Annotated in this window: 21 protein-coding genes; 8 read left to right on the forward strand and 13 right to left on the reverse strand. The window is 71.8% G+C overall.

Going from position 1 to position 23,020, the window contains the following annotated elements:
- Together A2U95_RS06430 and A2U95_RS06435 are read left to right on the forward strand one after the other, a co-directional pair.
- Positions 1-2,171 (forward strand): hypothetical protein (locus tag A2U95_RS06430; protein ID WP_166021247.1); only part of this gene is annotated, 2,171 nt, incomplete at its 5' end.
- Positions 2,172-2,232: 61 nt separating this feature from the next.
- Complete coding sequence (locus A2U95_RS06435) at positions 2,233-2,886, forward strand: ABC transporter ATP-binding protein (protein WP_166021248.1); 654 nt, start codon at positions 2,233-2,235, stop codon at positions 2,884-2,886.
- A 114-nt stretch (positions 2,887-3,000) separates the two neighbouring features.
- Here A2U95_RS06435 and nagB read toward each other — a convergent pair whose 3' ends face one another.
- The gene (gene nagB, locus A2U95_RS06440) at positions 3,001-3,786 is read right to left on the reverse strand and encodes a glucosamine-6-phosphate deaminase (protein WP_166021249.1); all 786 of its coding nucleotides are present in this window, start codon (positions 3,784-3,786) and stop codon (positions 3,001-3,003) included.
- Between the two features lie 446 nt (positions 3,787-4,232).
- On the opposite strand from nagB, the gene A2U95_RS06445 reads away from it, so the two are divergent.
- Positions 4,233-5,711 carry a sensor histidine kinase gene (locus A2U95_RS06445; protein ID WP_166021250.1) on the forward strand — a complete coding sequence of 493 codons (1,479 nt, stop codon included), beginning with the start codon at positions 4,233-4,235 and terminating at the stop codon, positions 5,709-5,711.
- A gap of 172 nt (positions 5,712-5,883) precedes the next feature.
- Here the strand turns inward: A2U95_RS06445 and A2U95_RS06450 are convergent, their stop codons facing one another.
- Complete coding sequence (locus tag A2U95_RS06450; RefSeq protein WP_108954435.1) at positions 5,884-6,141, reverse strand: WhiB family transcriptional regulator; 258 nt, start codon at positions 6,139-6,141, stop codon at positions 5,884-5,886.
- A gap of 317 nt (positions 6,142-6,458) precedes the next feature.
- Positions 6,459-7,427 carry a diacylglycerol/lipid kinase family protein gene (locus A2U95_RS06455; RefSeq protein WP_166021251.1) on the reverse strand — a complete coding sequence of 323 codons (969 nt, stop codon included), beginning with the start codon at positions 7,425-7,427 and terminating at the stop codon, positions 6,459-6,461.
- A gap of 76 nt (positions 7,428-7,503) precedes the next feature.
- Here A2U95_RS06455 and A2U95_RS06460 point away from each other — a divergent pair, with 76 nt between their 5' ends.
- Positions 7,504-7,959, forward strand: coding sequence for a hypothetical protein (locus A2U95_RS06460; protein WP_240957218.1), 456 nt, complete (start codon positions 7,504-7,506; stop codon positions 7,957-7,959).
- 10 nt (positions 7,960-7,969) lie between these two features.
- On the opposite strand, the gene A2U95_RS06465 is transcribed toward A2U95_RS06460, so the two are convergent.
- The 5 genes from A2U95_RS06465 to A2U95_RS06485 all read right to left on the reverse strand — a co-directional run bounded on the left by A2U95_RS06465 (position 7,970) and on the right by A2U95_RS06485 (position 13,057).
- Positions 7,970-9,166 (reverse strand): RNA polymerase sigma factor SigF, encoded by a 1,197-nt coding sequence (locus A2U95_RS06465; protein WP_166021252.1) that lies wholly within the window; start codon positions 9,164-9,166, stop codon positions 7,970-7,972.
- Positions 9,163-9,576 carry an ATP-binding protein gene (locus tag A2U95_RS06470; protein WP_151771326.1) on the reverse strand — a complete coding sequence of 138 codons (414 nt, stop codon included), beginning with the start codon at positions 9,574-9,576 and terminating at the stop codon, positions 9,163-9,165. Before A2U95_RS06470 ends, A2U95_RS06465 begins: the two co-directional genes overlap by 4 nt.
- Positions 9,577-9,932: 356 nt before the next feature.
- Entirely contained in the window at positions 9,933-10,163 is a 231-nt protein-coding gene (locus A2U95_RS06475; RefSeq protein WP_166020150.1) for a hypothetical protein, read from the reverse strand.
- Between the two features lie 155 nt (positions 10,164-10,318).
- Complete coding sequence (locus A2U95_RS06480; RefSeq protein ID WP_420856970.1) at positions 10,319-11,545, reverse strand: family 2 encapsulin nanocompartment cargo protein polyprenyl transferase; 1,227 nt, start codon at positions 11,543-11,545, stop codon at positions 10,319-10,321.
- A gap of 105 nt (positions 11,546-11,650) precedes the next feature.
- Positions 11,651-13,057 (reverse strand): family 2B encapsulin nanocompartment shell protein, encoded by a 1,407-nt coding sequence (locus A2U95_RS06485; protein ID WP_166021254.1) that lies wholly within the window; start codon positions 13,055-13,057, stop codon positions 11,651-11,653.
- A gap of 275 nt (positions 13,058-13,332) precedes the next feature.
- On the opposite strand from A2U95_RS06485, the gene A2U95_RS06490 reads away from it, so the two are divergent.
- A complete protein-coding gene (locus A2U95_RS06490) occupies positions 13,333-13,923 on the forward strand; it encodes an N-acetylmuramoyl-L-alanine amidase (protein ID WP_166021255.1) in 591 nt (196 codons plus the stop codon).
- Positions 13,924-13,965: 42 nt separating this feature from the next.
- Positions 13,966-14,865 carry a 1-aminocyclopropane-1-carboxylate deaminase/D-cysteine desulfhydrase gene (locus tag A2U95_RS06495; protein ID WP_166021256.1) on the forward strand — a complete coding sequence of 300 codons (900 nt, stop codon included), beginning with the start codon at positions 13,966-13,968 and terminating at the stop codon, positions 14,863-14,865.
- Between the two features lie 30 nt (positions 14,866-14,895).
- Here A2U95_RS06495 and A2U95_RS06500 read toward each other — a convergent pair whose 3' ends face one another.
- Positions 14,896-16,500: a Na+/H+ antiporter gene (locus tag A2U95_RS06500; protein ID WP_166021257.1), complete on the reverse strand. Its 1,605-nt coding sequence runs from the start codon at positions 16,498-16,500 to the stop codon at positions 14,896-14,898.
- A 56-nt stretch (positions 16,501-16,556) separates the two neighbouring features.
- Here A2U95_RS06500 and A2U95_RS06505 point away from each other — a divergent pair, with 56 nt between their 5' ends.
- Positions 16,557-16,817: a UBP-type zinc finger domain-containing protein gene (locus A2U95_RS06505; RefSeq protein WP_166021258.1), complete on the forward strand. Its 261-nt coding sequence runs from the start codon at positions 16,557-16,559 to the stop codon at positions 16,815-16,817.
- A 325-nt stretch (positions 16,818-17,142) separates the two neighbouring features.
- On the opposite strand, the gene A2U95_RS06510 is transcribed toward A2U95_RS06505, so the two are convergent.
- The 4 genes from A2U95_RS06510 to A2U95_RS06525 all read right to left on the reverse strand — a co-directional run bounded on the left by A2U95_RS06510 (position 17,143) and on the right by A2U95_RS06525 (position 21,837).
- The gene (locus tag A2U95_RS06510; protein WP_166021259.1) at positions 17,143-18,666 is read right to left on the reverse strand and encodes a glycoside hydrolase family 3 protein; all 1,524 of its coding nucleotides are present in this window, start codon (positions 18,664-18,666) and stop codon (positions 17,143-17,145) included.
- 7 nt (positions 18,667-18,673) lie between these two features.
- The gene (locus tag A2U95_RS06515; RefSeq protein WP_166021260.1) at positions 18,674-19,504 is read right to left on the reverse strand and encodes a carbohydrate ABC transporter permease; all 831 of its coding nucleotides are present in this window, start codon (positions 19,502-19,504) and stop codon (positions 18,674-18,676) included.
- A complete protein-coding gene (locus tag A2U95_RS06520) occupies positions 19,501-20,436 on the reverse strand; it encodes a carbohydrate ABC transporter permease (protein WP_240957429.1) in 936 nt (311 codons plus the stop codon). The genes A2U95_RS06515 and A2U95_RS06520 overlap by 4 nt, the downstream gene beginning before the upstream one ends.
- A 120-nt stretch (positions 20,437-20,556) precedes the next feature.
- A complete protein-coding gene (locus A2U95_RS06525; RefSeq protein ID WP_166021262.1) occupies positions 20,557-21,837 on the reverse strand; it encodes an extracellular solute-binding protein in 1,281 nt (426 codons plus the stop codon).
- 393 nt (positions 21,838-22,230) lie between these two features.
- Here A2U95_RS06525 and A2U95_RS06530 point away from each other — a divergent pair, with 393 nt between their 5' ends.
- A complete protein-coding gene (locus tag A2U95_RS06530; protein WP_166021263.1) occupies positions 22,231-22,995 on the forward strand; it encodes a GntR family transcriptional regulator in 765 nt (254 codons plus the stop codon).
- The last annotated feature ends 25 nt before the right edge of the window (positions 22,996-23,020 follow it).

Consider the following 23,020-nt stretch of genomic DNA (forward strand, 5'->3'; position numbering starts at 1 on the left):
CGGCCGTGCCGCACCGCGCGAACGTGCCGGCTCACAACGCACAGTCCCACATCTCCGAAATCGAATGGGCAATGCTGCAGCGAGGTATCAAGTACGTCCACGTCGTCACGCTGGTTTTCTCTGCGGTGATCGCCTTTCTCTTCCTGCGCGGACTCGACGAAACACGCGTCCTGGGCAGCACGGCCCTGGTGGACGTGCTCGATTCGGACGATTCGGCGAGCGCCGCACAGGTCGTCGAGGTGGTGGAGTCCGTCGCCGCCCGCAGCGGGTCCGGCGTGGCCCGTGAGATGCCCGACCTGAGGAATCCCGAGCGGGTCCGGCACCTGTATCTCGCGCCGGGCGGCACCGGTTCGGCCACCGAAGCGTGGCTCGAGGGCGGTTACCCGCAGTTCAGCAAGAACCTCGAGACCCGGGTCCACCCGATCGCCGACATCACACATCTTGATCCACGGGGCGCTTACCACGTGTTCGGGCCGCCGGAGGCCGTCGACGCCCTGGTGGCGGAGTTCGGTGAGATCGGTCTCCGGGTACAGGTGGCTCACCCTCTGTCGTACGCGACGCTGGCGCAGGACTACTCGGCCGACCCTCTGATCTGGTCCCTGGGTGTCGTCGCCCTCGCCACCGTCACCCTGACCGGCGCGAGTGTGTTGCTCAGGGCGAAGAGCTACGGGGTCCTGCGCCTTCAAGGGCAGTCCTTCGCGGACATCCTCCGCCGCGACCTGAGGCAGACGGCACGGTTCTGGCTGGCCTGCTGCGCCGCTCTCACCGTGGTGTCGCTCTGTTCGCTCGGCCTGTACAACGGCTTCGCCCGGCTGGGCCTGTTCGCCGCGACGGCGGCTACGGTCGCCGCCCTGCTGAGCCTCCTGGTGCTCGCCGCCCACGCGTCGATGCTCGTCCTGATCTGCAAGGTCGACATTCTCGGCTCACTCAAGGGCGAACTTCCCTCACGGGCCGCCGGCATCAGCCTCTACCTGGTCCGCGTGCCGGCGCTGCTCCTCGCTCTGAGCATCGCTCTGAGCGTCGCCTCAGCAGGCCGGAACGTGGTGACCCGGCAGGAGAACGGCAAGGCCTACCAGGAGGTCGCAGACGCCGTCTCGATCCGCCTCAGCGGTGCCTTCGCCACCCGCCTCGACGAAATGGACAAGAGGATCGGCCCCTGGCTCCGGGGAGCGGACGAACGCGGCGAGATCATCGTCGCCGGCCGAGGAGACCTCCAGATGGCGGCTCCGCAGGCGAACCTGCCCGCGGGTGAGATCCTCGTCGTCAACGAGACCTTCCTCGACAAGCAGCCGATCCTGGACCATGAAGGACGTCCGTTCACCGTGGACCCGGGCGGCAGGTCCCCGGAATCCCGTTCGGTGCGCGTCCTCATTCCCGAGTCGTACGCGCCGCACACACAAGCGATCTCCAAGGCTGTCGCGGAGAAGATCGACCCGGGTCTCGGCAGGCGCATCCCTCTCGACACGTACAGCGCCCGTGACGGGCAGCGCGTGTTCGGGTACAACAGTGGCGCCCTGGTATACAGCTCGACACACAAATCGACCGAGGACAGGTCGCTGGTATCGAATCCGATCGTGGCCGTGGTGCCGAACGGGTCGGAATACCTCACCAATGACGCCTACGCCACCTTCGCCACGCAGGAAGGCGTTGTCTTCACCGACCCCGACGACGCGCTGCGCGCCATCGAGTCCGAAGGGCTGCGGGACTACGTTTCGTCCGTTTCTCCGGTCGGACAGCGGATCGCCATCGAACTGCGGGACGCCGTCGGGGATTTCCGTCTTCAGGTTTTCAATCTGTTGATCGCCACCGCGGTACTCCTCGTCGCAGGCATCGGAATCTGCATCGTCTACACACGGAAGAATGCCCAACTGATCTTCGCACGGCACATCAGCGGCTGGAGCTACATCGCCACCCATCGTTTCCTTCTCGCGGTGGAGGTAGCCATCGCCGGGATTTTCGCCCTACGAATCCCGCTCGAGGTGTGGCAGACAAATCGAGAAATCGCGGAATACACCGCGGCCGGCCTTCCGGCACCGTTCCCTCCGCTCCGTGTCGACGCTTCGGACCTGGGCGTCATCGTCGGCCTCGCCGTCCTCGAGCTCGCCGTCGTTCTTCTCGCTCTCGCCCTCTTCCATCGACGTGTGGTGAGGGAAGGCGCGAGCGACGCATGACCCTTGCCCCACCGCCGTCCTCCAAGGCCGCACCACCTCTCCCCCAAGTCGGAGCGCAACGATGATCGATGTCGAGAAACTGTCGAAGAAGTTCGGCACCCGGACGCTGTGGACCGATGTCGATCTGACGATCGACCGCGGCCAGATGGTCGCTCTGGTCGGTCCGAGCGGCTCGGGCAAGTCGACTCTCCTGAACTGTCTCGGTCTGCTGGACCGGCCCACCTCCGGGGCCATCCGGTACGACGGACGCGACATCACCCGCTTCGGCAGGCGCGAGACACGCATGTTCCGTCGAGACGTCCTGGGTTACCTCTTCCAGAACTACGCCCTGATCGACAACGCCACCGTCAGGGACAACCTGGAGGTGGCGTTGCGGCCCGGCCGCGCGACACGCAACCAGGCCCGCCCGCGCATCGTCCAAGCCCTCGAACGCGTGGGACTCGCAGGCCGGGACGAGGACACGGTCCACCACCTCAGCGGAGGCGAGCAACAGCGCGTGGCCCTCGCACGCCTCATGGTCCGGCAGCCCTCCCTCGTGCTCGCGGACGAGCCCACCGCCGCCCTGGACCGCGCCAACACGGAGATGGTCCTGGAGAGCCTCCGCGAAATGAGCCGCTCCGGGTGCGCCGTGGTGATCGCCACCCACGACGACACCGTCCGCGACGTCTGCGACACCGTGTTCGCCCTGGAGGAGCTCTCCCTCTCACGGGCATGAGGGGCGGTGTGCGAAGGAGCCCTGCCTTCGCACACATCCGGAAGGGGCCCGGCTCTCCGCGAGCCGGGCCCCTTCCGTGCCTCGCCGCCGTCCCCCGGCGCACGGGGGCGGGGATCAGATGCCCTGCCAGGACGGCTTGTGCTGCCAGGTGTGGCGGAAGTAGTCGGCGAGCCTCAGCCGCGAGGCGGCCGCCTCGTCGACGACCACCGTGGCGTGGGGATGGAGCTGGAGCGCGGAGGCGGGGCAGACGGCCGCGACCGGGCCCTCCACGGCGGCGGCGACCGCCTCGGCCTTGCCCTCGCCGGTGGCCAGCAGCACCAGGTGCCGGGCGTCGAGGATGGTCCCGATGCCCTGGGTGATCACGTGCCGCGGCACCTGCTCGACGTCGCCGCCGAAGAAGCGCGCGTTGTCCTTCCGGGTCTGCTCGGTGAGCGTCTTGAGCCGCGTCCGGGAGGCCAGCGAGCTGCACGGCTCGTTGAACCCGATGTGGCCGTCGGTGCCGATGCCGAGGAGCTGCAGGTCGACGCCGCCCGCCTCGGCCAGCGCCCGCTCGTAGGCGGCGCACGCGGCCGGGAGGTCGGCCGCCGTGCCGTCCGGGCCGAGGAAGGCGTCCTCCTCGATGCCCAGAGGTTCCAGGACCTCACGCCGCAGCACCGAGCGGTAGGACTCGGGATGCCCGGCCGGCAGCCCCACGTACTCGTCGAGCTGCGCGATCCGCGCCCGCGAGACGTCCGCCTCGCCGGCGCGTACCAGCCCGGCCAGCGCCCGGTAGACCGGCAGCGGCGTCGAGCCGGTGGCGACACCGAGGACCGCGTCCGGTCTGCCGCGGAGCAGCGACGCCATCGCGCCGGCGATCAGCTCGCCGCCCGCCCGGGCGTCGGGAACGATGACAACTTCCACGCTGGGGCCACCATCCTGGTATAGACCTATGGTTTAGACCAATCTAGCAAGAAGGACGGCTCCGCGGAACCGCCCGGAACCGCCCCGCCCGCGCGTGGGAGCGCTCCCCCAATCACCGCGGACCGGTCCCGGAAGCCGCCCGGGCGGGCTAGGCTGCACTGTGCGAGAGCCCCGCGCCTCCGCCCATGGACACGACCGAGCGGCCGGTCCACAATTGCGGGTGAGAGGCAGGGACGCACAGACGCCGCCTTCCCCGCACAGGAAGGCGGACCGAGGAACCGGGCCTCTCTGCCCTGACTGCGCCTGGCTCCTCACCGGTCGGTCCGGGCCGCACACCCGAGGCCGATTGCTGCTCCGGGCTGCGGTGCCGGGAGGGTTGAGGGTCCCTTCCTGCGCCGCGGCCCGTGGGTGCGGCGCCCGCGCACCGCCCGGGTACGCTCGCAGACGTGCCCTCCATGAACGAACTCGTACGCCAGCACACCGACCTCGGTGACACCGATCTCGAGTGGCTCCACCTGCTGGTCTCCGAGTGGCAGCTGCTCTCCGACCTCTCGTTCGCCGACCTGGTCCTGTGGCTGCCGACCCGGGACGGCGCCAAGTACGTCTCGGTGGCGCAGATGCGCCCCAACACCGGCCCGACCTCGTACCAGAACGACATGGTCGGCCACCTCGTCCCCCGCGGCCGCCGTCCCCTGCTGGACGCGGCCCTGGACGAGGGACGGATCGTGCGCGAGGGCGACCCGGAGTGGCGGGAGGAGGTCCCGGTCCGGGTGGAGTCCATCCCGGTCCGCCGCGAGGGCCGGGTGCTGGGCGTGATCGCCCGCAACACCAACCTGCTGACCGTGCGCACGCCGAGCCGGCTGGAGCTCACCTACCTTCAGTCCGCGTCGGACCTGGCGCAGATGATCGCCGCCGGCTCGTTCCCGTTCCCCGACCAGCAGGTCGACATGGACGCGGCGCCGCGGGTGGGCGATGGACTGGTCCGGCTGGACGCCGACGGCATCGTCACCTACGCCTCCCCCAACGCCCTCTCCGCGTACCACCGGATGGGGCTGGCCGCCGACCTGGTCGGCTGCCACCTGGGCCGCACCACGGCCGAACTCGCCCCCTCCCGGGGCCCGGTGGACGAGGCGCTGGCCAAGGTGGCGAGCGGCTGGGCGCCGCGGGAGTTCGAGATCGAGGCCAGCGACGGCGTCATCCAGTTCCGGGCCATCCCGCTCAAGCCCAAAGGCACCCGCATCGGTTCGCTGGTGCTGCTCCGGGACGTCACCGAACTGCGGCGGCGCGAGCGCGAGTTGATCACCAAGGATGCCACCATCCGGGAGATCCACCACCGGGTGAAGAACAACCTGCAGACGGTCGCGGCGCTGCTGCGGCTGCAGGCCCGGCGGATGGACTCCGACCAGGGCCGGGAGGCGCTCCAGGAGGCCGTGCGGCGCGTCGGCTCCATCGCCATCGTCCACGAGACGCTCTCCCAGACCCTCGACGAGCGGGTGGAGTTCGACGAGATCGCCGACCGGGTGCTCGCCATGGTCGCCGAGATCTCCCCCGGCACCGTCACCGGCCGGCGCAGCGGACGCTTCGGCATCCTGGACGCCGAGGTGGCCACCCCGCTGTCGATGGTCCTCACCGAGGTCCTGCAGAACGCCCTGGAGCACGGCTTCCGCCCCGGCGACACCGGCACCGTCGAGGTGTCCGCGGTGCGCGGCGGCACCCCCCGCGAGGAACGGCTGCTGGTGACCGTCCTCGACGACGGCGTGGGCCTGCCCGGGGACTTCGACCCGCACAGCTCCGGCAACCTCGGCCTGCAGATCGTCCGGACGCTGGTCGAGGGCGAACTGGGCGGCGCCTTCGACATGGTGCGGGTCTCCCCCGAGGGCGGCACCCGGGTCCTGCTGGACATCCCGGTGAAGTCCCAGAAGTGACCCGGGCGGCCCGTCGCCGGCGCGCGGCCGGTCACGGACGTGCCGAGAGCCCCGGACCGCTGGGTCCGGGGCTCTCGGTCAGAACCGGGTTACTGCGCGCTGCGGCTCGGGGGCGGGAGATGCGTACTCGCTGTACGCGCCGCCAAGCTCAGGCTGTTCGCGGGGTGGGTTGTCAGGCGGAGGCCTGACGGGCCCGGTTGCGGGCGGCGCGGCGCTTCATGGCACGACGCTCGTCCTCGCTGAGACCACCCCAGACGCCGGAGTCCTGGCCGGACTCGAGCGCCCACTGCAGACACTGCTCGATCACCGGGCAGCGGCGGCAAACGGCCTTGGCTTCCTCGATCTGCAGCAGCGCAGGACCGGTGTTGCCGATGGGGAAGAAGAGCTCGGGGTCTTCTTCGCGGCAAACGGCGTGGTGACGCCAGTCCATGGCTGCTACCTCTCCTGTGTATACGTGCAGGTGCTTGTGAATGTGAACGCTTTCACGAATCCCCCAACAAGTGAAGGCTGTGTTCCGGTTTCCCGGGGGTGGCCATCCTTGGCTTGGAGGGGGTTCGGGGCTCTGGTGGGACGCCGCCTGGCGGCTTGTCCCGAGCGCCACGTAGAGACTCGCAAACCTCAGCGGCGGATACAACCCCTTCCGGAAAGTTTTTTTTGATTCTTCGGTGTCTGCTAGGTCACAGCCGTACTTCCATGGGGTGGATCCTGCTCAATACGTTCGAGTGAAAGGTTTAAGGCAGGATCCACTCACACAATCACACGCAGTGCACGGCGTACGCCTGTGAACTTCACGCCCGTCCGCAGCCCCAGGTGGTCACCGTCCACCTGGAACGGCAGTGGGACCTTGGAAACCAAGGTGAACGCGCTGAGATCGTGCAGCGACATCGCGTGCTTGCCGCGCGGTCCCCGCTCCGGCGTCGAGGCCACCAGCTGGCTGCCGTAGCGCATCGCCGAAACCATGGACATGCTGCTCAGACCCAGGACGTCCAGCCCCTTGTCGAACGACGCCCCGGGCGAGGGGTACAGCGGCTTGTTGCCGAGGTACGACCACGGTGACGTGTTCGAAATGAGGGACACCACCAGTCCGTCCACCGGTTCCACGCCGTCCCGCAGGAGGGAGATCGTCCCACTGGTGCGGTGCGGGTCTCCCAGGAACTGGCGGAGCACCTGGCGGACGTAGAGGGGGTGCGTGGACCTCCTGCCGCGTTCCCGCTGCTGTTCCACCCGTCCGACGACCCCGGCGTCGAAGCCGAGGCCGGCGCAGAAGGTGAACCAGCGGAGCGGAGCGCCGTCGTCACCGGTACCCGGGGCGGGCTCGGCCAAACCGAGCCCGACGGTGCGCTCCCGTCCCTGGCGCAGGGCGTCCAGGAGGGCGCCGGTGGCCTCCACCGCGTTGTTGGGCAGGCCGAGCGCGCGGGCGAAGACGTTGGTGGAGCCGCCCGGGACGACCGCGATGCCGGGCAGCCGCTCCGGGTCGGGGCCGTCGTGCAGCAGCCCGTTGACGACCTCGTTGACGGTGCCGTCGCCGCCGAGGGCGACCACCAGGTCGACGTCCTTGCCGCGGGCGGCGGCCCGCGCGAGGTCGTGCGCGTGACCCCGGCGTTCCGTGGTGACGGCCTCCAGGTCCACCTCGCTCGCCAGTGCGTGGATCAGGACGTCGCGCGTCCGGGCGCTGGTGGTGGTTGCCGTCGGATTGACCACGAGGAGTGCGCGCATGGTGTGCAGGTTACCTACTGATCGGTACCCGGCCCATACGAAGGGAGGGTGCGGCGGGACGACTACCCTGGCCGTCGTGAGCGCTCAGCGGAAACCCGCCCCTTCCTCCCCCGACCCGGCCGCCGGCCCGCAGGAGCCCCGGGGTCCGCGGCCCGGGCGGCTGACCGCCGCGGCGGCGATCGCCGGCCTGGAAGGGCTGGCCCTGCTGGCCGGCGGCATCGCCATGATCGTCATGGGGGCGGCCGAGGGCGACCTCCGGTCCGCCGTCACCGGAGGCGTCACCCTGCTGGCGCTGGCGCTGCTGCCGCTGATCGCGGCGCGCGGGCTGCTGGCCCGGCGGAGCTGGAGCCGCGGGCCCGCGGTGATCACGCAACTGCTGGCCCTGCCGGTGGCGTACAGCCTGCTCCAGGCCGACAGCGTGGCCATCTGGGCGGGCATCCTCCTGGGCGTCGCCGCCGTGGTGGGCCTGGTGCTGCTGGTCCACCCGGCGACGGCCCAGGCCCTCGGGGTGCGGGGACCCGGCAGGCGGTAGCGGCGGCGGGTCACTCCTCGACGAGGAGCTTCTCCCGGAGCTGGGCCAGGGTGCGGGCCAGGAGCCGGGAGACGTGCATCTGGGAGATGCCCACCTCCTGCGCGATCTGCGACTGCGTCATGTTCCCGAAGAACCGCAGCAGCAGGATCCGCTTCTCCCGCGGTGGGAGGTCCTCCAGCAAGGGCTTGAGGGACTCCCGGTACTCGACGCCCTCCAGCGCCTCGTCCTCCGCGCCCAGCGTGTCGGCGACCGCCGGCGACTCGTCGTCCGTGTCCGGCACGTCCAGGGAGAGCGTCGAGTAGGCGTTGGCCGACTCCAGCCCCTCCAGGACCTCCTCCTCGGAGATCCCCAGTCTCTCGGCGAGCTCGTGGACCGTCGGCGAGCGGCCGTGCGTCTGGGAGAGTTCCGCGGTCGCCGTGGTCAGCGACAGGCGCAGCTCCTGGAGCCGCCGCGGCACCCGCACCGCCCAGCCCTTGTCGCGGAAGTGCCGCTTGATCTCCCCCACCACGGTGGGCGTGGCGTAGGTGGAGAACTCCACCCCCCGGTCCGGGTCGAACCGGTCCACCGACTTGATCAGGCCGATGGTGGCGACCTGCGTCAGGTCGTCCAGCGGCTCCCCCCGGTTGCGGAAGCGGCGGGCCAGGTGCTCGACCAGCGGCAGGTGCATGCGGACCAGGCGGTCCCGCAGCTCGCCGTACTCGGGCGTGCCGGGCTCCAGCGACCGCAGCCGCACGAACAGCGCCCGCGCCGCGCTCCGGTCCTGCGCCACCCGCTCCTCGCGGGTCCGCCGGTGGTCCTGCCCGTCGTGCTCGGGGAACCGCTCCGGCTGCGGTTCGCGGAGCGGCCCGTGGTCCGGCGCCGCCTCGTGCCCGTCCGCCGTGTCGACGGCGGCGCCCGCGGGAACCGCTCCGTCGGCGGCCGTGTCGTGCCCGCGCTCCGCGAACGACGCGGCGCCCGCGTCCTCTCCGGCGTCCCGGTCGTGCTCGCTCATCTCCCTGCCCGTAGCCCTTCCCCGAGCCCCCCGGTGCCCGGTGTCCCCCGTGGTGCGGGACCTGCCGGGCACACCGCTCGGCTCCGTCGCCCCGTCCGGATGCGGCCGGGCCTGACCGGGAATCCCGTCGGCCCCGTCCGCGCGTCCGGCCGCACCGGCCGCGGCCCCGAGGGCGCCGCGTTCGTCGTCCCGCACCGGCCCCTCCCCGTTTCTCACGTCGGCCCGGGTCCCGCGCCGCGCTGTTTGTAGAGGCTGATCGACACGGTCCGGTCCTCGTCCACGGCGGACGACACCTTGCCCGCGAGCGCCGACAGGACCGTCCACGCGAAGGTGTCGCGCGACGGGGCGTTCCCGTCCGTGGTCGGGGCCGAGACCGTGACCTCGAGAGAGTCGTCGACCAGCCGGAAGACACAACTGAGGACCGAGCCCGGCACGGCCTGCTGGAGCAGGATCGCGCAGGCCTCGTCCACCGCGATGCGCAGGTCCTCGATCTCGTCGAGGGTGAAGTCCAAGCGGGCGGCGAGACCGGCCGTGGCCGTCCGCAGCACCGACAGGTAGGCACCCGCTGCCGGCAGCCGGACTTCCACGAAGTCCTGGGTCGCGGGCTCGCCTGCGATCTGGGACACCCTCACCTCCAAGGTGGTACAAGCGTTTCAGGGCCCCGGGGGTCGCCCCTCCGGGGTAACGCGATACATGGTTCAGCGGTGACGCTACCGCGCGCGGGACATTCCTGTCCCCGGGACCCCGTCGCTGTGAACTCACTCCCAGTGAACACTTATTCACGGAGCGTGTACAGGGGGTGCGTACTCGCACGTCGTCACTCTGTGCCGGATTGACGTACCCATCCGTCACACGCACCAACCGCGTCACGCGCAAGAGGTGTCGATGCCGTGACCGGAACGTGCCGAAGCCGTACCGGGGCGCGCCGGGCATGCCGAGGGCCCGTCCGGCGGTCGCCGGACGGGCGTACGCGGCCCCGCGTTCAACGGCGGTGGCCGCGGCGGTGGTGGTGGACGATCCGCTCGTGGGGCACTTCGGCGGCGGGGGCCCTCAGCCGCGTCTCGCCGGGCTCCAGGCCCTCGGCCGCGCAGCCCCGGTTCTCGCAGCGCCCGGGACGCCAGACGGGCACGAACGTGCCCATCATCTTGTGCCGCCGGACCACCATCGGCACGGGCTGCCCGCAGGACGGACAGACATATCGGTCACTGTCCATACCGCCAGGGTAGATCGGGCGGACCGCCCCCGCACCCTCCCGCCGCCCCTCCTCCGGCGGCACGGAAGGCGGCGCGGGCGCCGAGCCCCGGAAGGCGCGGAAGCCACGGAGACCCCCGGCCTTCCGGTCCTCCGGTACGCGCGGGCGCGCCGCGGTCAGCTGGTGCGACGGGTGACGAACTCGGCCAGGGCGAGCAGGCCGTCGGCCGCCTCGGGATCGGGCACGGCCCTGGACAGCTCGTGCATCGCCCGCGCCATCCGGTCGGCCGCCTGGGCGTGCGCCCAGTCCCGGCCGCCCGCCTCCTCCACCGCCCGGAGCATGGCCTCCAGGTCCTCGCCCGGCGCGGGCTCGGCCGCGTACAGCTCGGCCAGGCGGGCCCCGGCCGGGGTGCCCGACGCGAGGGCGGCGGCCACCGGCAGGGATTTCTTGCGCGCGGCCAGGTCAGCCCCGGCCGGCTTGCCGGTGCGCCGCGGGTCGCCCCACAGGCCGATCAGGTCGTCGATCAGCTGGAAGGCGAGTCCCGCCTGGCGGCCGAAGGCGTCCAGTGCCCGGACGCGCTCCTCGTCGGCCCCGGCGTACAGGCCGCCGAGGGCGCAGGAGGCGCCGAGCAGTGCGCCCGTCTTCGCCTCCGCCATGGCCAGCACCTCCTCCACGGTGACCTCGCCGGGGCGGCGCCGTTCCAGGGCCGTGTCCGCCTGCTGTCCCGCGCAGAGTTCGATCACGCAGTCGGCGAGCCGGGCCGAGGCCCGTGCGGACGCGGCGTGGGGGTCCTCGGCCAGCAGCCGGGAGGCCAGGGCCTGCAGGGCGTCCCCGGCCAGGACGGCCGCGCTCTCGCCGAACACCGTCCAGGCCGTGGCGCGGTGGCGGCGGGTGGTGTCCCGGTCCATCACGTCGTCGTGGAGCAGGGTGAAGTTGTGCGTGAGCTCCACCGCGACCGCCGCGGGGACCGCCGCCCGGGCCGCCTCCTCGCCGGCCGGTCCGGGCCCGTCGGCGAGCGCCGAGGCGGCGGTGAGCACCAGGGCGGGGCGGATCGCCTTGCCGGCCGGAGCCTCGATGGGGGCGCCGTGGGCGTCCTCCCGGCCGAAGTGGTAGCGGGCGATCCGCCGGATCTGGCCCGGCAGCCGGTCCACCGCCCGCAGCAGCGCCGGCTCCACCACCGTCTTGACCCTCTCGAGCAGCGCCGCCGCCTCGGGTTCGTCGGGGCGGTCCCGGCCTCTGCCGTCCCCCGGCGGCCGGGCGGTCTCCGGATCCCTGGTGTCCCGGGCGCCCGGTCCGCCCTGGGCGCCCGGTCCGCCCTGGGCGCCGGGTCCGCCCTGCGGATCGTGCGGGTCCCCCGGTCCCCGTGCGTCGTGCGTGCCGTGCGGTACCTGTGTCGTGATCACGTGACTCATGGCCCCCCTCGGGGAACTCCTCTCACTCCTGTTCGCCGCTCTCCCCCGCAATGTCCCCACCCTGCCGGGCGGGGACACCGGCCGGCGCGGGTCAGCTCACCTCCATCGCCCGATCTCCACGTTCTCCAGCACTCCGAGCGCGTCCGGAACCAGCACCGCCGCCGAGTAGTACGTCGTCACCAGGTAGTTGATGACCGCCTGTTCGTTGATGCCCATGAACCGGACGGACAGCCCGGGCTCGATCTCGTCCGGGATGCCGGTCTGGTGGAGGCCGACGACACCCTGGTCGTCCTCGCCGGTGCGCATGGCGATGATCGAGGTGGTGCGCGCCTCGGTCACCGGGATCTTGTTGCAGGGGTAGATGGGGACGCCCCGCCAGGTCGGGACCCGCTGGCCGCCGACGTCGACCGACTCCGGCACCAGGCCGCGCTTGTTGAGTTCGCGGCCGAACGCGGCGATGGCGCGCGGATGGGCGAGGAACAGCTTGGTCCCGCGGCGGCGGCTGAGCAGCTCGTCCATGTCGTCGGGGCCGGGAACGCCGTCGTGCGGCTGGATCCGCTGGTCGTACTCGCAGTTGTGGAGCAGCCCGAACTCGCGGTTGTTGACCAGCTCGTGCTCCTGGCGCTCCTTGAGCGCCTCGACCGTCAGCCGGAGCTGGTGCTCGGTCTGGTTCATCGGCTGGTTGTACAGGTCGGCGACCCGGCTGTGGATGCTCAGGACCGTCTGGGCGACGCTCAGCTCGTACTCGCGGGGCCGCGCCTCGTAGTCCACGAAGGTGCGCGGGATGTCCACCTCGCCGGCGTGTCCGGCGGACATGTCGATGGCGCGCTCGCCGTACCTGTTGGTCCGCTGGGCGGGGATGGCGCGCTGCCGGCGCAGGTGTTCGCGCAGCGGCTCGGAGCGCTCCGCGATCTGGTCCAGGTCGCGACGGGGCAGGGCGAGCACGGTGCAGCCGGTGACCGCGCGGAGGGTGAACTCCCAGATGGACTCGGGGTCGAGGATCGACTGGTCGCCGAAGTAGGCGCCGTCGGCGAGGACCCCGAGGACGGCGTCGTCGTCGTAGGGGCCGGAGCCGACCTTCTCCACCTTGCCGTGGGCGAGCAGGAAGACCTCGTCCACCTGGCTGCCGAAGGAGGCGATGACCTGGCCGGGCGCGAACTCCCGCTGCCGGCACCGCTGGGCCAGCTCGCCCAGCACCTCCAGGTCCTCGAAGTCGCGCAGCGCGGGCAGTTCACCGAGTTCCGCCGGGATCACCTCGACCTGGTCACCCGTCTTCACGAAGGTGATCCGGCCGTCCCCCACGGCGTAGGTGAGCCTGCGGTTCACCCGGTAGGTGCCGCCCTGCACGTTCACCCAGGGAAGGGTGCGCAGCAGCCAGCGGGAGCTGATCTCCTGCATCTGCGGAACGGACTTGGTGGTGGTGGCCAGGTTCCGCGCGGCCGCCGTGCCGAGGCTCTGCTGCGGCCGGTCCTGCTCGGTGCGGACCTCTTCGCCTACCGACATAAAGAATTGCCCTCCCGGTTGTGCCCCGCGCCGGTGCAGCGCGCCGGGGCCTGTTGACGAGATCCACTTTCGGTGACGCCGCGTGCCCGCACCATTACCCGAAAGAGCGGGACTGAAGGTGCGTTCGACGGGGCAGGTCTCGTCGTTCGGGTCCGGATGCGCCGGGAACGCGCCCGTAGCCTCCGGAAACGCGGACCGGCCCCGGTTCCGCCCGGCGCGGCGGCGGTAGGAACCCTCCGAGGCGGAACGATCACCGTGTGCGAAGGAGGGCGGTCGTGGCCGAACCCATGCCGGCGAGGACGTTTCTGGAGATCCTGACGGGCGAGGGACTGAGGGTGGAGGAGGTCGGCGACTGGAGGAACCACCACCGGAACGCGGCCGGCGCCTGGGGCCCGGTCCACGGGGTGATGATCCACCACACGGCCACCGCGGGGGCGGAGCGGACGGTGGAGATCTGCCGGGAGGGCCGGTCCGACCTGCCGGGGCCGCTCTGCCACGGCGTGGTCACCAAGGACGGCACGGTCCACCTGGTCGGCTTCGGGCGCGCCAACCACGCGGGGCCGGGCGACGACGAGGTGCTGCGGGCGGTGATCGCCGAGCGCGCGCTGCCGCCCGGGAACGAGGCGCGGGCCGACGGCAACCGGTACTTCTACGGTTTCGAGTGCGAGAACCTCGGTGACGGGGAGGACCCCTGGCCCGACGGGCAGGTCGACGCCGCCGTCCGTGCGGCCGCGGCGATCTGCCGGCACCACGGCTGGTCGGCGCGGTCGGTGATCGGGCACCTGGAGTGGCAGCCGGGGAAGGTCGATCCCCGGGGGTTCACCATGGGGGCGCTGCGGGAGCGGGTGGCGGAACGCCTGAAGTGACGCGGGTGACGTGCGGGGCGGGCCGGGGGCGACAATGGGCGCGTGAGTGAGGTCCAGGTGCCGGGGCGGGTGCCGTCGCCGCTGGTGGAGGTCGCGGACGAGCGGTTCGCTCGGCACGGGGTGCGTCTGCTGCTGAAGCGGGACGACCTGATCCATCCGGACCTGGTCGGCAACAAGTGGCGCAAGCTGGCGCCCAGCCTGCGGGCCGCGGAGGGCCGGCCGCTGGTGACGTTCGGCGGCGCCTGGTCCAACCACCTGCGGGCGACGGCGGCCGCCGGGCGGTTGCTGGGGCTCGGGACGGTGGGGATCGTCCGGGGGGACGAGCTGGCGGGGCGGGAGCGGAACGCGTCGCTGGAGCGGTGCGCCGCGGACGGGATGCGGCTGTGCTTCGTCGACCGGGCGGCGTACCGGCGCAAGGCCGAGCCGGAGGTGCTGGCGGAGCTGCTGCGGGGGGCCGGGACGCCGCCGGACGCCTTCGTGGTGCCGGAGGGCGGGAGCAACGCGCTCGCCGTGCGCGGCTGCGTGGCCCTGGGCGAGGAACTGCGCGGCCTGGCGGACGTCGCCGCGGTGGCCTGCGGCACCGGCGGCACGCTGGCCGGCATGGCGGCCGGGCTGGCCCCCGGACAGCGGGCGCTGGGGGTGGCCGTGCTGAAGGGGGGCTTCCTGGCCGAGGAGGTGCGGCGGCTGCAGCAGGAAGGATTCGGCGGCCCGCGGGGCCGGTGGGAGGTGGAGGACCGCTTCCACGGCGGGGGCTTCGCCCGCGTCCCCGCCGGACTGGACGCCTTCGCGCGGGACTTCGAGGAGCGCCACGGGCTGGCCGTGGAGCGGGTGTACGTCGCCAAGCTGCTGTTCGCGCTGACCGCCCTGGTGGAGGAGGGCGCCTTCGCGGCGGGGACCCGGCTCGCCGCCGTGGTCACCGGACGGCCGTTCCCGGAGGGCTGAGCCGCCCGCTCCGGGGCCCCGGCGGCCCGCTCAGTCCGCCTCCGACTCCCGGAACGCGGCCGCCTCCTCCAGGTCGAGCCGGGTCAGCAGCGTCCGCAGCATCTCGTCGTCGATGTACCGGGCGTCGCGCAGCCGCACGAAGACGTCCCGCTCGGCCGCGATGACCTCGCTGGCCAGCCGCCGGTAGGTGTCGTCCGCGTTCTCCCCCGTCAGCGGGTTGGGCGTGCCCAGCCGCTCCCACACCGCGTTCCGGCGGCGCTCCATGACCCGTCGCAGCCGATCCGCCAGCGGCTGCGGCAGGGCGTTGCGCTCGTCGGCCATCAGCTCATCCAGCCGCTCCTCGGCGGCGGCCGATGCCTGCGCCTGGGCGTTGGCCTCGACGAGCGTCTCCGCCTGGACGTCCCGTCCGGGCAGCCGGAACGCCCGGATCAGCGGGGGCAGCGTCAGTCCCTGCACCACCAGCGTGCCGATCACGGTGGTGAAGGTGAGGAAGAGGATCAGGCTCCGCCCGGGGAACTCCTCCCCGCCGTGCAGGGTGGTGGGGATGGAGAAGGCGATGGCCAGGGAGACGACGCCCCGCATCCCGGCCCAGGAGATGATGAACGAGCCCTTCCAGGTCGGGTTGGCCTCCCGCTCCCGGATGCCGCGGAAGAGCAGGCGCGGCACGAAGGTGGCCGGGTACACCCAGACGAACCGGACGACCACCACCGTCACGAACAGGGCCACCGCGTACCACAGGACCTCCCCGGTCCCGTAGTCGTCGCCCAGGTCCCCGACCACCACCGGCAGTTGCAGGCCGATCAGCGCGAAGACCGCCGACTCCAGCACGAAGGCGACCATCCGCCACACCGCCCCCTCCTGCAGCCGGGTGGCGAAGTCGACCTGCCAGGCGCGGTGGCCCAGGTAGAGGGCGACCACCACCACGGCCAGCACGCCGGAGGCGTGGACCTGCTCGGCCAGCGCGTAGGCGAAGAAGGGGATCAGCAGGGAGAGGGTGTTCTGCAGCAGCGCGTCCTTCAGCCGGGTGCGCAGCCAGTGCAGCGGCACCATCAGCGCGAGGCCGACGCCGACGCCGCCCACCGAGGCGACCAGGAAATCCAGGCCGCCGCCGAGCCAGCCGACGCTCTCGCCCAGGGCGGCGGCCAGCGCCACCTTGTAGGCGGTGATCGCGGTGGCGTCGTTCACCAGGGACTCGCCCTGCAGGATGGTGGTGATCCGCGCGGGCAGCCTCAGCCGGCGGGCGATGGCGGTGGCGGCGACCGCGTCCGGCGGGGCGATCACCGCGGCCAGCACCAGCGCGGCGGCGGCGGACAGGCCGGGCACGAAGGTGTACACCATCAGCCCCACCACCAGCGTCGAGAAGAGCACGTAGCCCACCGAGAGCAGTGCCACCGGCCGCTTCTGGGCCCGCAGGTCCAGGTAGGAGCTGTCCGTGGCCGCCGTGTGGAGCAGTGGCGGCAGCACCAGCGGCAGGACGACGTCCGGGTCCAGTTCGTACTCGGGCACCCCCGGCAGGTACGAGACCGTCAGGCCGGCCGCCAGCAGCACGAGCGGCGCCGGGACCCGGGTCCGGCGCGCGGCGCCGGCCACGGCCGCGCTGCCGGCGATCAGCAGCAGCAGGGGCATCACATGCATCGGGGTCCCATCCTCGCTCCCGTGTGCATCACCTGCACCGGACGTAATCTGGGTCCATGAAACACTGCGCGCACGTCGACTCGCTGCCGCGTCCGGAGCCGGCGCCCCGGTCGGACACCTGCCAGGGGTGCGTGGCGGCCGGCACCCATCCGGTGCAGCTGCGGTTGTGCCTGCAGTGCGGGCACGTGGGGTGCTGCGACTCGTCGCCGCTGAGGCACGCCGCCGGGCACTTCGAGGAGACGGGGCATCCGGTGATGCGGACGTTCGAGCCGGGTGAGGCGTGGCGCTGGTGCTTCGTGGACCACGTCCTCGCCTGACCCCGCCGGAGGCCTGGCCGTAGCCCGCCTGCCCCGTGCGTGCCGCCCGCCTGCCCCGTGCGTGCCGCCCGCGTGACCCGTGCCGCCCGCGATCACGGTGAGGACCTCCCCCTCCTTCCACCTGCGGGCGGTCGTGCCGCTGGGGCGATGGGGGTCCCAGCCGCCCGCAGGACGGCAGGCGCGGCCAGGCCCGGTCGCCCGCAGGACGGTGGGGCGGCGCGTCCGCAGGACGGGAGGTAGTGCCCGCACGGCGGAGGCGGTGCCCGCACGGCGGGGTGTGGGGGCGGCGCGTTCCGGGCCGGGGCGCCGCCCCCTCGGGGTGGGGTCAGGTGCCGAGGAGGGCTTCCGCCGCGGCCGCACCGCAGACGCGCGCGGCACCGTGCGTGGCCACATGGACGGCGCCCCGCGGAGCGGCCTGGGGCAGGCCCATCTCGACGACCACCGTGTCCGGCCGCGCGGCCAGCAGCACGTCCAGCGCCCGCGCCATCCACGGGTGCCGGTGCTCGTCCCGCACCACGGCGACGATCCGCCGGGTCCCCGCCCCGGCCAGCGCCGCCTCCGCGGCGACCCGCCCGGCGGCCGCACCGGAGGTCTCCCCGGCGGCCGTGCCGTCGAAGCTGCCCGCCACCGTGCCCGGCAGCCGGCGCTCCAGCTCCGCCGCGACGCCCCACGGGGTCTCGTCGCCCACCGCGATGTTGGCGACCGGCGTGAACGAGGCGACGTAGGGCTCCCCGGACAGCGGCGTGAACCCCCGCTCCCCCACGGTCAGCCGCAGTGCCCGCCGGGCCGCGTCGAGGCCGACCTCCGGGGCCGGGGCCGGCGCGCCGGCGGCCGGAACCCGCGGCACCCAGGCCGCCAGTTCCCGCACCCGCCGGGCCGCCTCGGCCAGCCGTTCCTCCGGGAGTTCGCCCGACCGCACCGCGTCCACCAGCGCGTCCCGCAGCCGCCGCACCGTCTCGTCGTCGGCGAGTCCGCCGCCCACGCAGATGGCGTCGGCGCCCGCCGCGACGGCGAGCACGCTGCCGCGCTCGATGCCGTACGTGCCGGCGATCGCGCGCATCTCCATCCCGTCGGTGACGATCAGCCCGTCGTACCCCAGCTCCCGGCGCAGCAGTCCCCCGAGGATCCGCTGCGAGAGGGTGGCCGGGAACTCCGGGTCGAGCGCCGGGACCAGGATGTGCGCGCTCATCACGGCACGGGTCCCGGCCGCGACCGCCGCGCGGAACGGCGCCAGTTCGCGTTCCCGCAGCACGTCGGCGCCGATGTCGATCCGCGGCAGGGCGTGGTGCGAGTCGACCGCGGTGTCCCCGTGGCCGGGGAAGTGCTTGGTGCAGGCGGCGACGCCCGCGGACTGCAGGCCCTCGACGTAGGCGGCGGTGTGGCGGGCGACCAGGCCGGGGTCGGAGCCGAAGGAGCGCACGCCGATCACCGGGTTGGCGGCGTTGGAGTTGATGTCGGCGGACGGCGCCCAGTTGAGGTTGACGCCGCACTCCGCGAGCCGCCGCCCCAGTTCGGCGGCGACCCGGCGGGTGAGGCCGACGTCGTCGACCGCGCCCAGGGCGTGGTTGCCGGGGAAGGAGGATCCGGAGCGCACCTCCAGGCGGGTGACGTCGCCGCCCTCCTCGTCGATGGCGACGAGGACGTCCTCGCGCTCCCGGCGCAGCCGTGCCGTCAGCGCGGCGAGCTGTTCCGGGGAGGTGATGTTGCGTCCGAACAGGCCGACCGAGGCGAGCCCTTCGCCCAGCCGCCGCAGCAGCCAGTCGGGGGCGGTGGTGCCGGTGAAGCCGGGCTGCAGGACGGTCAGCGCGTCCCGGGTGAGCGTGTCCATGCGTGGTGCCGTGGTGGTCATCGGCGGGTCACCCCTTCACCGCGCCCGAGGTGAGCCCGGCGACGGCCCTGCGCTGCAGGAAGACGAAGACGATCAGGATGGGCAGGGCGAACAGGGAGGACGCGGCCATGGTGGCGCCCCAGTTGTCGCCGAAGATGGTCTGGAAGCTGGTGAGCCACAGCGGCAGGGTCTGCATCTCGACGTCCTTGTTGAGGATCAGCACCATCGGGAACTCGTTCCAGGCGGTGATGAAGCCGAACAGGGAGGTCGCCATCAGGCCGGGCGCCAGCAGCGGGAAGATCACCTTGATGAACGCCTGCGGCCGGCTGCAGCCGTCCACCATGGCGGACTCCTCCAGTTCCCTGGGCACCGCGGCGACGTAGCCGCGCAGCGTCAGGATCGTGAAGGGCAGCACCATCACCATGTAGAACAGGGTGAGCGGCACCAGGCTGTTGAGCATGTCGGCGTCGCGCACGATCAGGTAGATCGCGATGACCATGACCTCCCAGGGGGCCATCTGCGCGATCATGAAGGTGACCACGAAGCCGCGGCGTCCCTTGAACTTCATCCGGGCCAGGGCGAAGGACGCGGCCAGGCCGATCGCCAGGGACATCAGCACGGCCAGCACGGTGACCGTGACGGAGTTGCCCACCAGCGTCCAGAAGTGGTCCGCGGAGAACGCGGTGCGGAAGTTCTCCAGCGTGCCGTCGAGCGGCAGGAAGACCGGGGTCTCGGAGACGATGTCGCCGCGCTGCTTGAACGCGGTGGAGAACATCCAGTAGACGGGGAAGACGAAGACGGCGAAGAGCAGCACGGCAAGGGTGCCAGGCCATGTGCGGGCGAACAGCGAGCGGTTCACAGCTCGTCCTCCCCTTGCTTGAGCACGGTACGCAGGTAGTAGGCGGTCAGCACCAGCAGGATGGCGATCGTCAGGAACGAGATCGCGGCGCCCATGCCGTAGTGCTGGTTGCCGGGGCCCTCGACGAAGGCGTAGAGCGGCAGGATCTCGGTCAGCCGGTCCGGGCCGCCGCGGTTGATCGCGTAGACCTGGGTGAGGGCCTTGAAGACCCAGATGACCTCGAGGAAGGTCGTCGCCCACAGGAACGGCTTGATGTGGGGGAAGGTCACCGAGGTGAAGCTCTTCCAGGCGCCGGCGCCGTCGAGCGAGGCGGCCTCGTAGAGCTCCTTCGAGATCGTGGTCGTCGCCGCGTACAGGTTGATGGCGACGAAGGGGATCGACTGCCAGACGATCAGCAGGATGACCACCGAGAAGGTGGAGACCTGGCTGCCGAACCAGTTGTAGTCGGCCATGGACTCCCAGCCGAGCTCGGCCAGCATCCAGTTGACGACACCGAACCGCTGGGCGAACAGCCACTGGAAGACGGTGGTGCCGGCGACGGTCGGCATGGCCCAGGCGAGGACGAGGCCGAACAGCAGCAGGGTGCGCATCCGGCGGCCGAGGCGGGCCAGCAGCAGGCCGACCAGGGTGCCCAGCACCATGATCAGCACGACGTTGATCGAGGTGAAGACGATCGACCGCAGGGTGACGCGCCAGAACACCTCGCTGCCGAGGGCTTCCTGGTAGTTGCTGAACCCGGCCCACTCGGTGAGGTGCTGGATGAGCTGGCGCGGGTTGAGGTTCTGGAACGAGATGACCAGGTTCTTGACCAGCGGCCAGCCCAGCAGCACCGCCGTGGCCAGCAGTGAGGGGATCAGCAGCAGGTAGGGGGCGGACGACTCGCCGCGCCGTCCCGGGCGGCGGTCCGGGCTCTTCGGGGTCTTGACGGACACGGGGGCCCCGGCAGCCGGGGCCGCGTCCACGCGCTCGGTCTGCGCAGTCACAACACACTCCGTGAAGTCATGGAGACATGGCCGGGGGCGGCCGCAGGGCCGCCCCCGGCGTCACATCGCTCAGCTGTTCTGCGCGAGACGCTTGTTGATCTCGTCCTCGACCTGCTCGGCGGCCTCGGCGGGCGACTTGCCGTTCAGGACGGCCGTCAGGTACGTCTTGACCGGGTTGGGGTCGTTCTCCACCGGGGCCCAGGACGGGATCAGCGGAGTGGTGCCACCGAACGCGGCGGCCGGGGCGGCGGCCTCGGCGGCGGCGTTGCCGGTCAGGTTGGAGTTGAGCGACTCCTTGTTGGGGAGGACGCCGTTCTCCTTGGCCAGCTGGCCCTCGTACTTGTCGGACAGGGCGAGCTTCAGGAACTCCTTGGCGAGCTCCTGCTTCTTGCTGCCCGCCGCGACGGCCAGGTTCGATCCGCCGAGGAAGACGCCCTCGGGCTTGTCGGCGGTCTCACCGGGGATGGTGAAGTAACCGATCTTGGACTCGATGGACTTGTCGGCCTCGATGGCGATGCCGGCTTCCCAGCCCATGCCGATGAAGGCGCCGACCTTGCCCTTGCCGAAGACCTCACCCTGCTGCGGGGTGGCCTCGTCCTTGTCCTTGGGGGCCTTGGAGTAGGACTGGTACTTCTTGTAGAGCTCCGCCGCCTCGGCGACCTTGGGGTCGGAGAGGTTGGAGACCCACTTGTCGCCGTCCTTCTTCACCAGCTCCGCGCCCTTGCCGATGGTCAGGCCGGTGAAGAAGTACCAGTTCTGGCCGGGCAGGTAGAGCGGCTCGGCGTCGGTCTTCTTCTCGATGGCGTCCAGCGCCGCGAAGAAGTCCTCGCGGGTCTTCGGCGTCTCCTTGATCCCGGCCTTCTCCCAGATCTCCTTGTTGTAGATCACCACGCGGTTGGCGAAGTACCAGGGAGCGGCGTACTGGACGCCGTCGTAGACGGAGGACTTGTTGAGGGCCTCGGTCCACTCGCCGCCGATCTCGGCCTTGAGGTCCGTCAGGACGGCGAGTCCGCCGGTGGCGGCGTAGGCCGGCGTCTGGGTGTTGCCGATCTCCAGGACGTCCGGCGGGTTGCTCTCCGAGAGGGCGGTGGTGACCTTCTGCTGGATCCCGTTCCACTGCTGGATCTCGATCTTGAGCTTCGCGCCGGTCTTCTTCTCGAACTCGGCGGTCAGGTCCTTCTGCCACTGCTCGGGCGTGGATCCGTCCATCGCCCAGACGGTCAGGGTCTCGCCCTTGAAGCCGTCCTTGCCGGACCCGGCATCGTCGCTGCCACCGTCCGAGTTTCCGCACGCCGCGACGGAGACCATCATGCCCGCGGCGACCGCCACGGCTGTCAGCTTGCGCTTCACGCCACCCTCCTCAGGGATGCCACGTTCCCCCCTGCCCGCCTCGGTGCCGAAAAGCCGTGTGCCGCTGCCGACGTGCACTGCCCGTGGGGCCGGGACCTGGACCAATGGTGTAGACCAGTAGGGGGAGCTTGGCCCAGACCAATAGGGCTGTCAAGGCGTGGGAACGCGGGCGCGGAGGTCCGTGACGCTACCGAGATATGCAGGGTTCCTGCGGGATTCGCCTCCGCCGCGGCCTCCGCGCGAGGATGGGCGGCCGGGTAGACCAATCGCTGCGACAGGCCTATGGACTAGACCAAAGCGAGCGGCCGACGGTATACAGGATCTTCGCGGGGACGACGGAGCGCAGGCACTCCCCTCCTCACCCCCATGGAAGGCCCCGACGAGAGGCGGAAGATGAGCACCGACGTCAGCAGCGCCGAGCGCGAGGGCGGGGCCGTCGTCCGCACCGCGCGCGTGCCGAAGTACTACCGCCTGAAGAAGCACCTGCTGGAGATGACCGAGACGCTGCCCCCCGGCACCCCGGTCCCTCCGGAGCGCACCCTCGCCGCGGAGTTCGACACCTCCCGCACCACGGTCCGCCAGGCGCTGCAGGAGCTGGTGGTGGAAGGCCGGCTGGAGCGCATCCAGGGCAAGGGCACCTTCGTCGCCAAGCCGAAGGTCGCCCAGTCCCTGCAGCTCACCTCGTACACCGAGGACATGCGCGCCCAGGGCCTCGAACCCACCTCGCAGCTGCTGGACATCGGGTACATCACCGCCGACGACACGCTGGCCGGGCTGCTGGGCATGGCGCCCGGCGGGCGGGTGCTGCGCATCGAACGGCTGCGGATGGCCGACTCCGAGCCGATGGCCATCGAGACCACGCACCTGTCCGCCAAGCGCTTCCCCGCGCTGCGCCGCAGCCTGGCCAAGTACACGTCCCTGTACACGGCGCTGGCCGAGGTCTACGACGTCCGGCTCTCCGAGGCGGAGGAGACCATCGAGACCTCGCTGGCCACCCCGCGGGAGGCCGGGCTGCTCGGCACCGACGTGGGCCTTCCGATGCTGATGCTGTCCCGTCACTCGCGGGACATGGACGGCGAGCCGGTGGAATGGGTGCGGTCGGTCTACCGCGGCGACCGGTACAAGTTCGTCGCCCGGCTGCGGCGTCCGGAGGCCTGAGCGGCACCGCGGCCGGCCCGCCGGC

It is taken from the genome of Streptomyces chilikensis, from assembly GCF_001642695.1.
Taxonomy (GTDB): domain Bacteria; phylum Actinomycetota; class Actinomycetes; order Streptomycetales; family Streptomycetaceae; genus Streptomyces; species Streptomyces chilikensis.

Coding starts and splice junctions, on each gene's coding strand:
- A2U95_RS06435 (WP_166021248.1), top strand. CDS start 2,233: ATGATCGATGTCGAGAAACTGTCGAAGAAGTTCGGCACCCGGACGCTG.
- A2U95_RS06500 (WP_166021257.1), bottom strand. CDS start 16,500: ATGCATGTGATGCCCCTGCTGCTGCTGATCGCCGGCAGCGCGGCCGTG.
- A2U95_RS06450 (WP_108954435.1), bottom strand. CDS start 6,141: ATGGACTGGCGTCACCACGCCGTTTGCCGCGAAGAAGACCCCGAGCTC.
- A2U95_RS06485 (WP_166021254.1), bottom strand. CDS start 13,057: ATGTCGGTAGGCGAAGAGGTCCGCACCGAGCAGGACCGGCCGCAGCAG.
- A2U95_RS06510 (WP_166021259.1), bottom strand. CDS start 18,666: ATGACCACCACGGCACCACGCATGGACACGCTCACCCGGGACGCGCTG.
- A2U95_RS06505 (WP_166021258.1), top strand. CDS start 16,557: ATGAAACACTGCGCGCACGTCGACTCGCTGCCGCGTCCGGAGCCGGCG.
- A2U95_RS06455 (WP_166021251.1), bottom strand. CDS start 7,427: ATGCGCGCACTCCTCGTGGTCAATCCGACGGCAACCACCACCAGCGCC.
- A2U95_RS06475 (WP_166020150.1), bottom strand. CDS start 10,163: ATGGACAGTGACCGATATGTCTGTCCGTCCTGCGGGCAGCCCGTGCCG.
- A2U95_RS06530 (WP_166021263.1), top strand. CDS start 22,231: ATGAGCACCGACGTCAGCAGCGCCGAGCGCGAGGGCGGGGCCGTCGTC.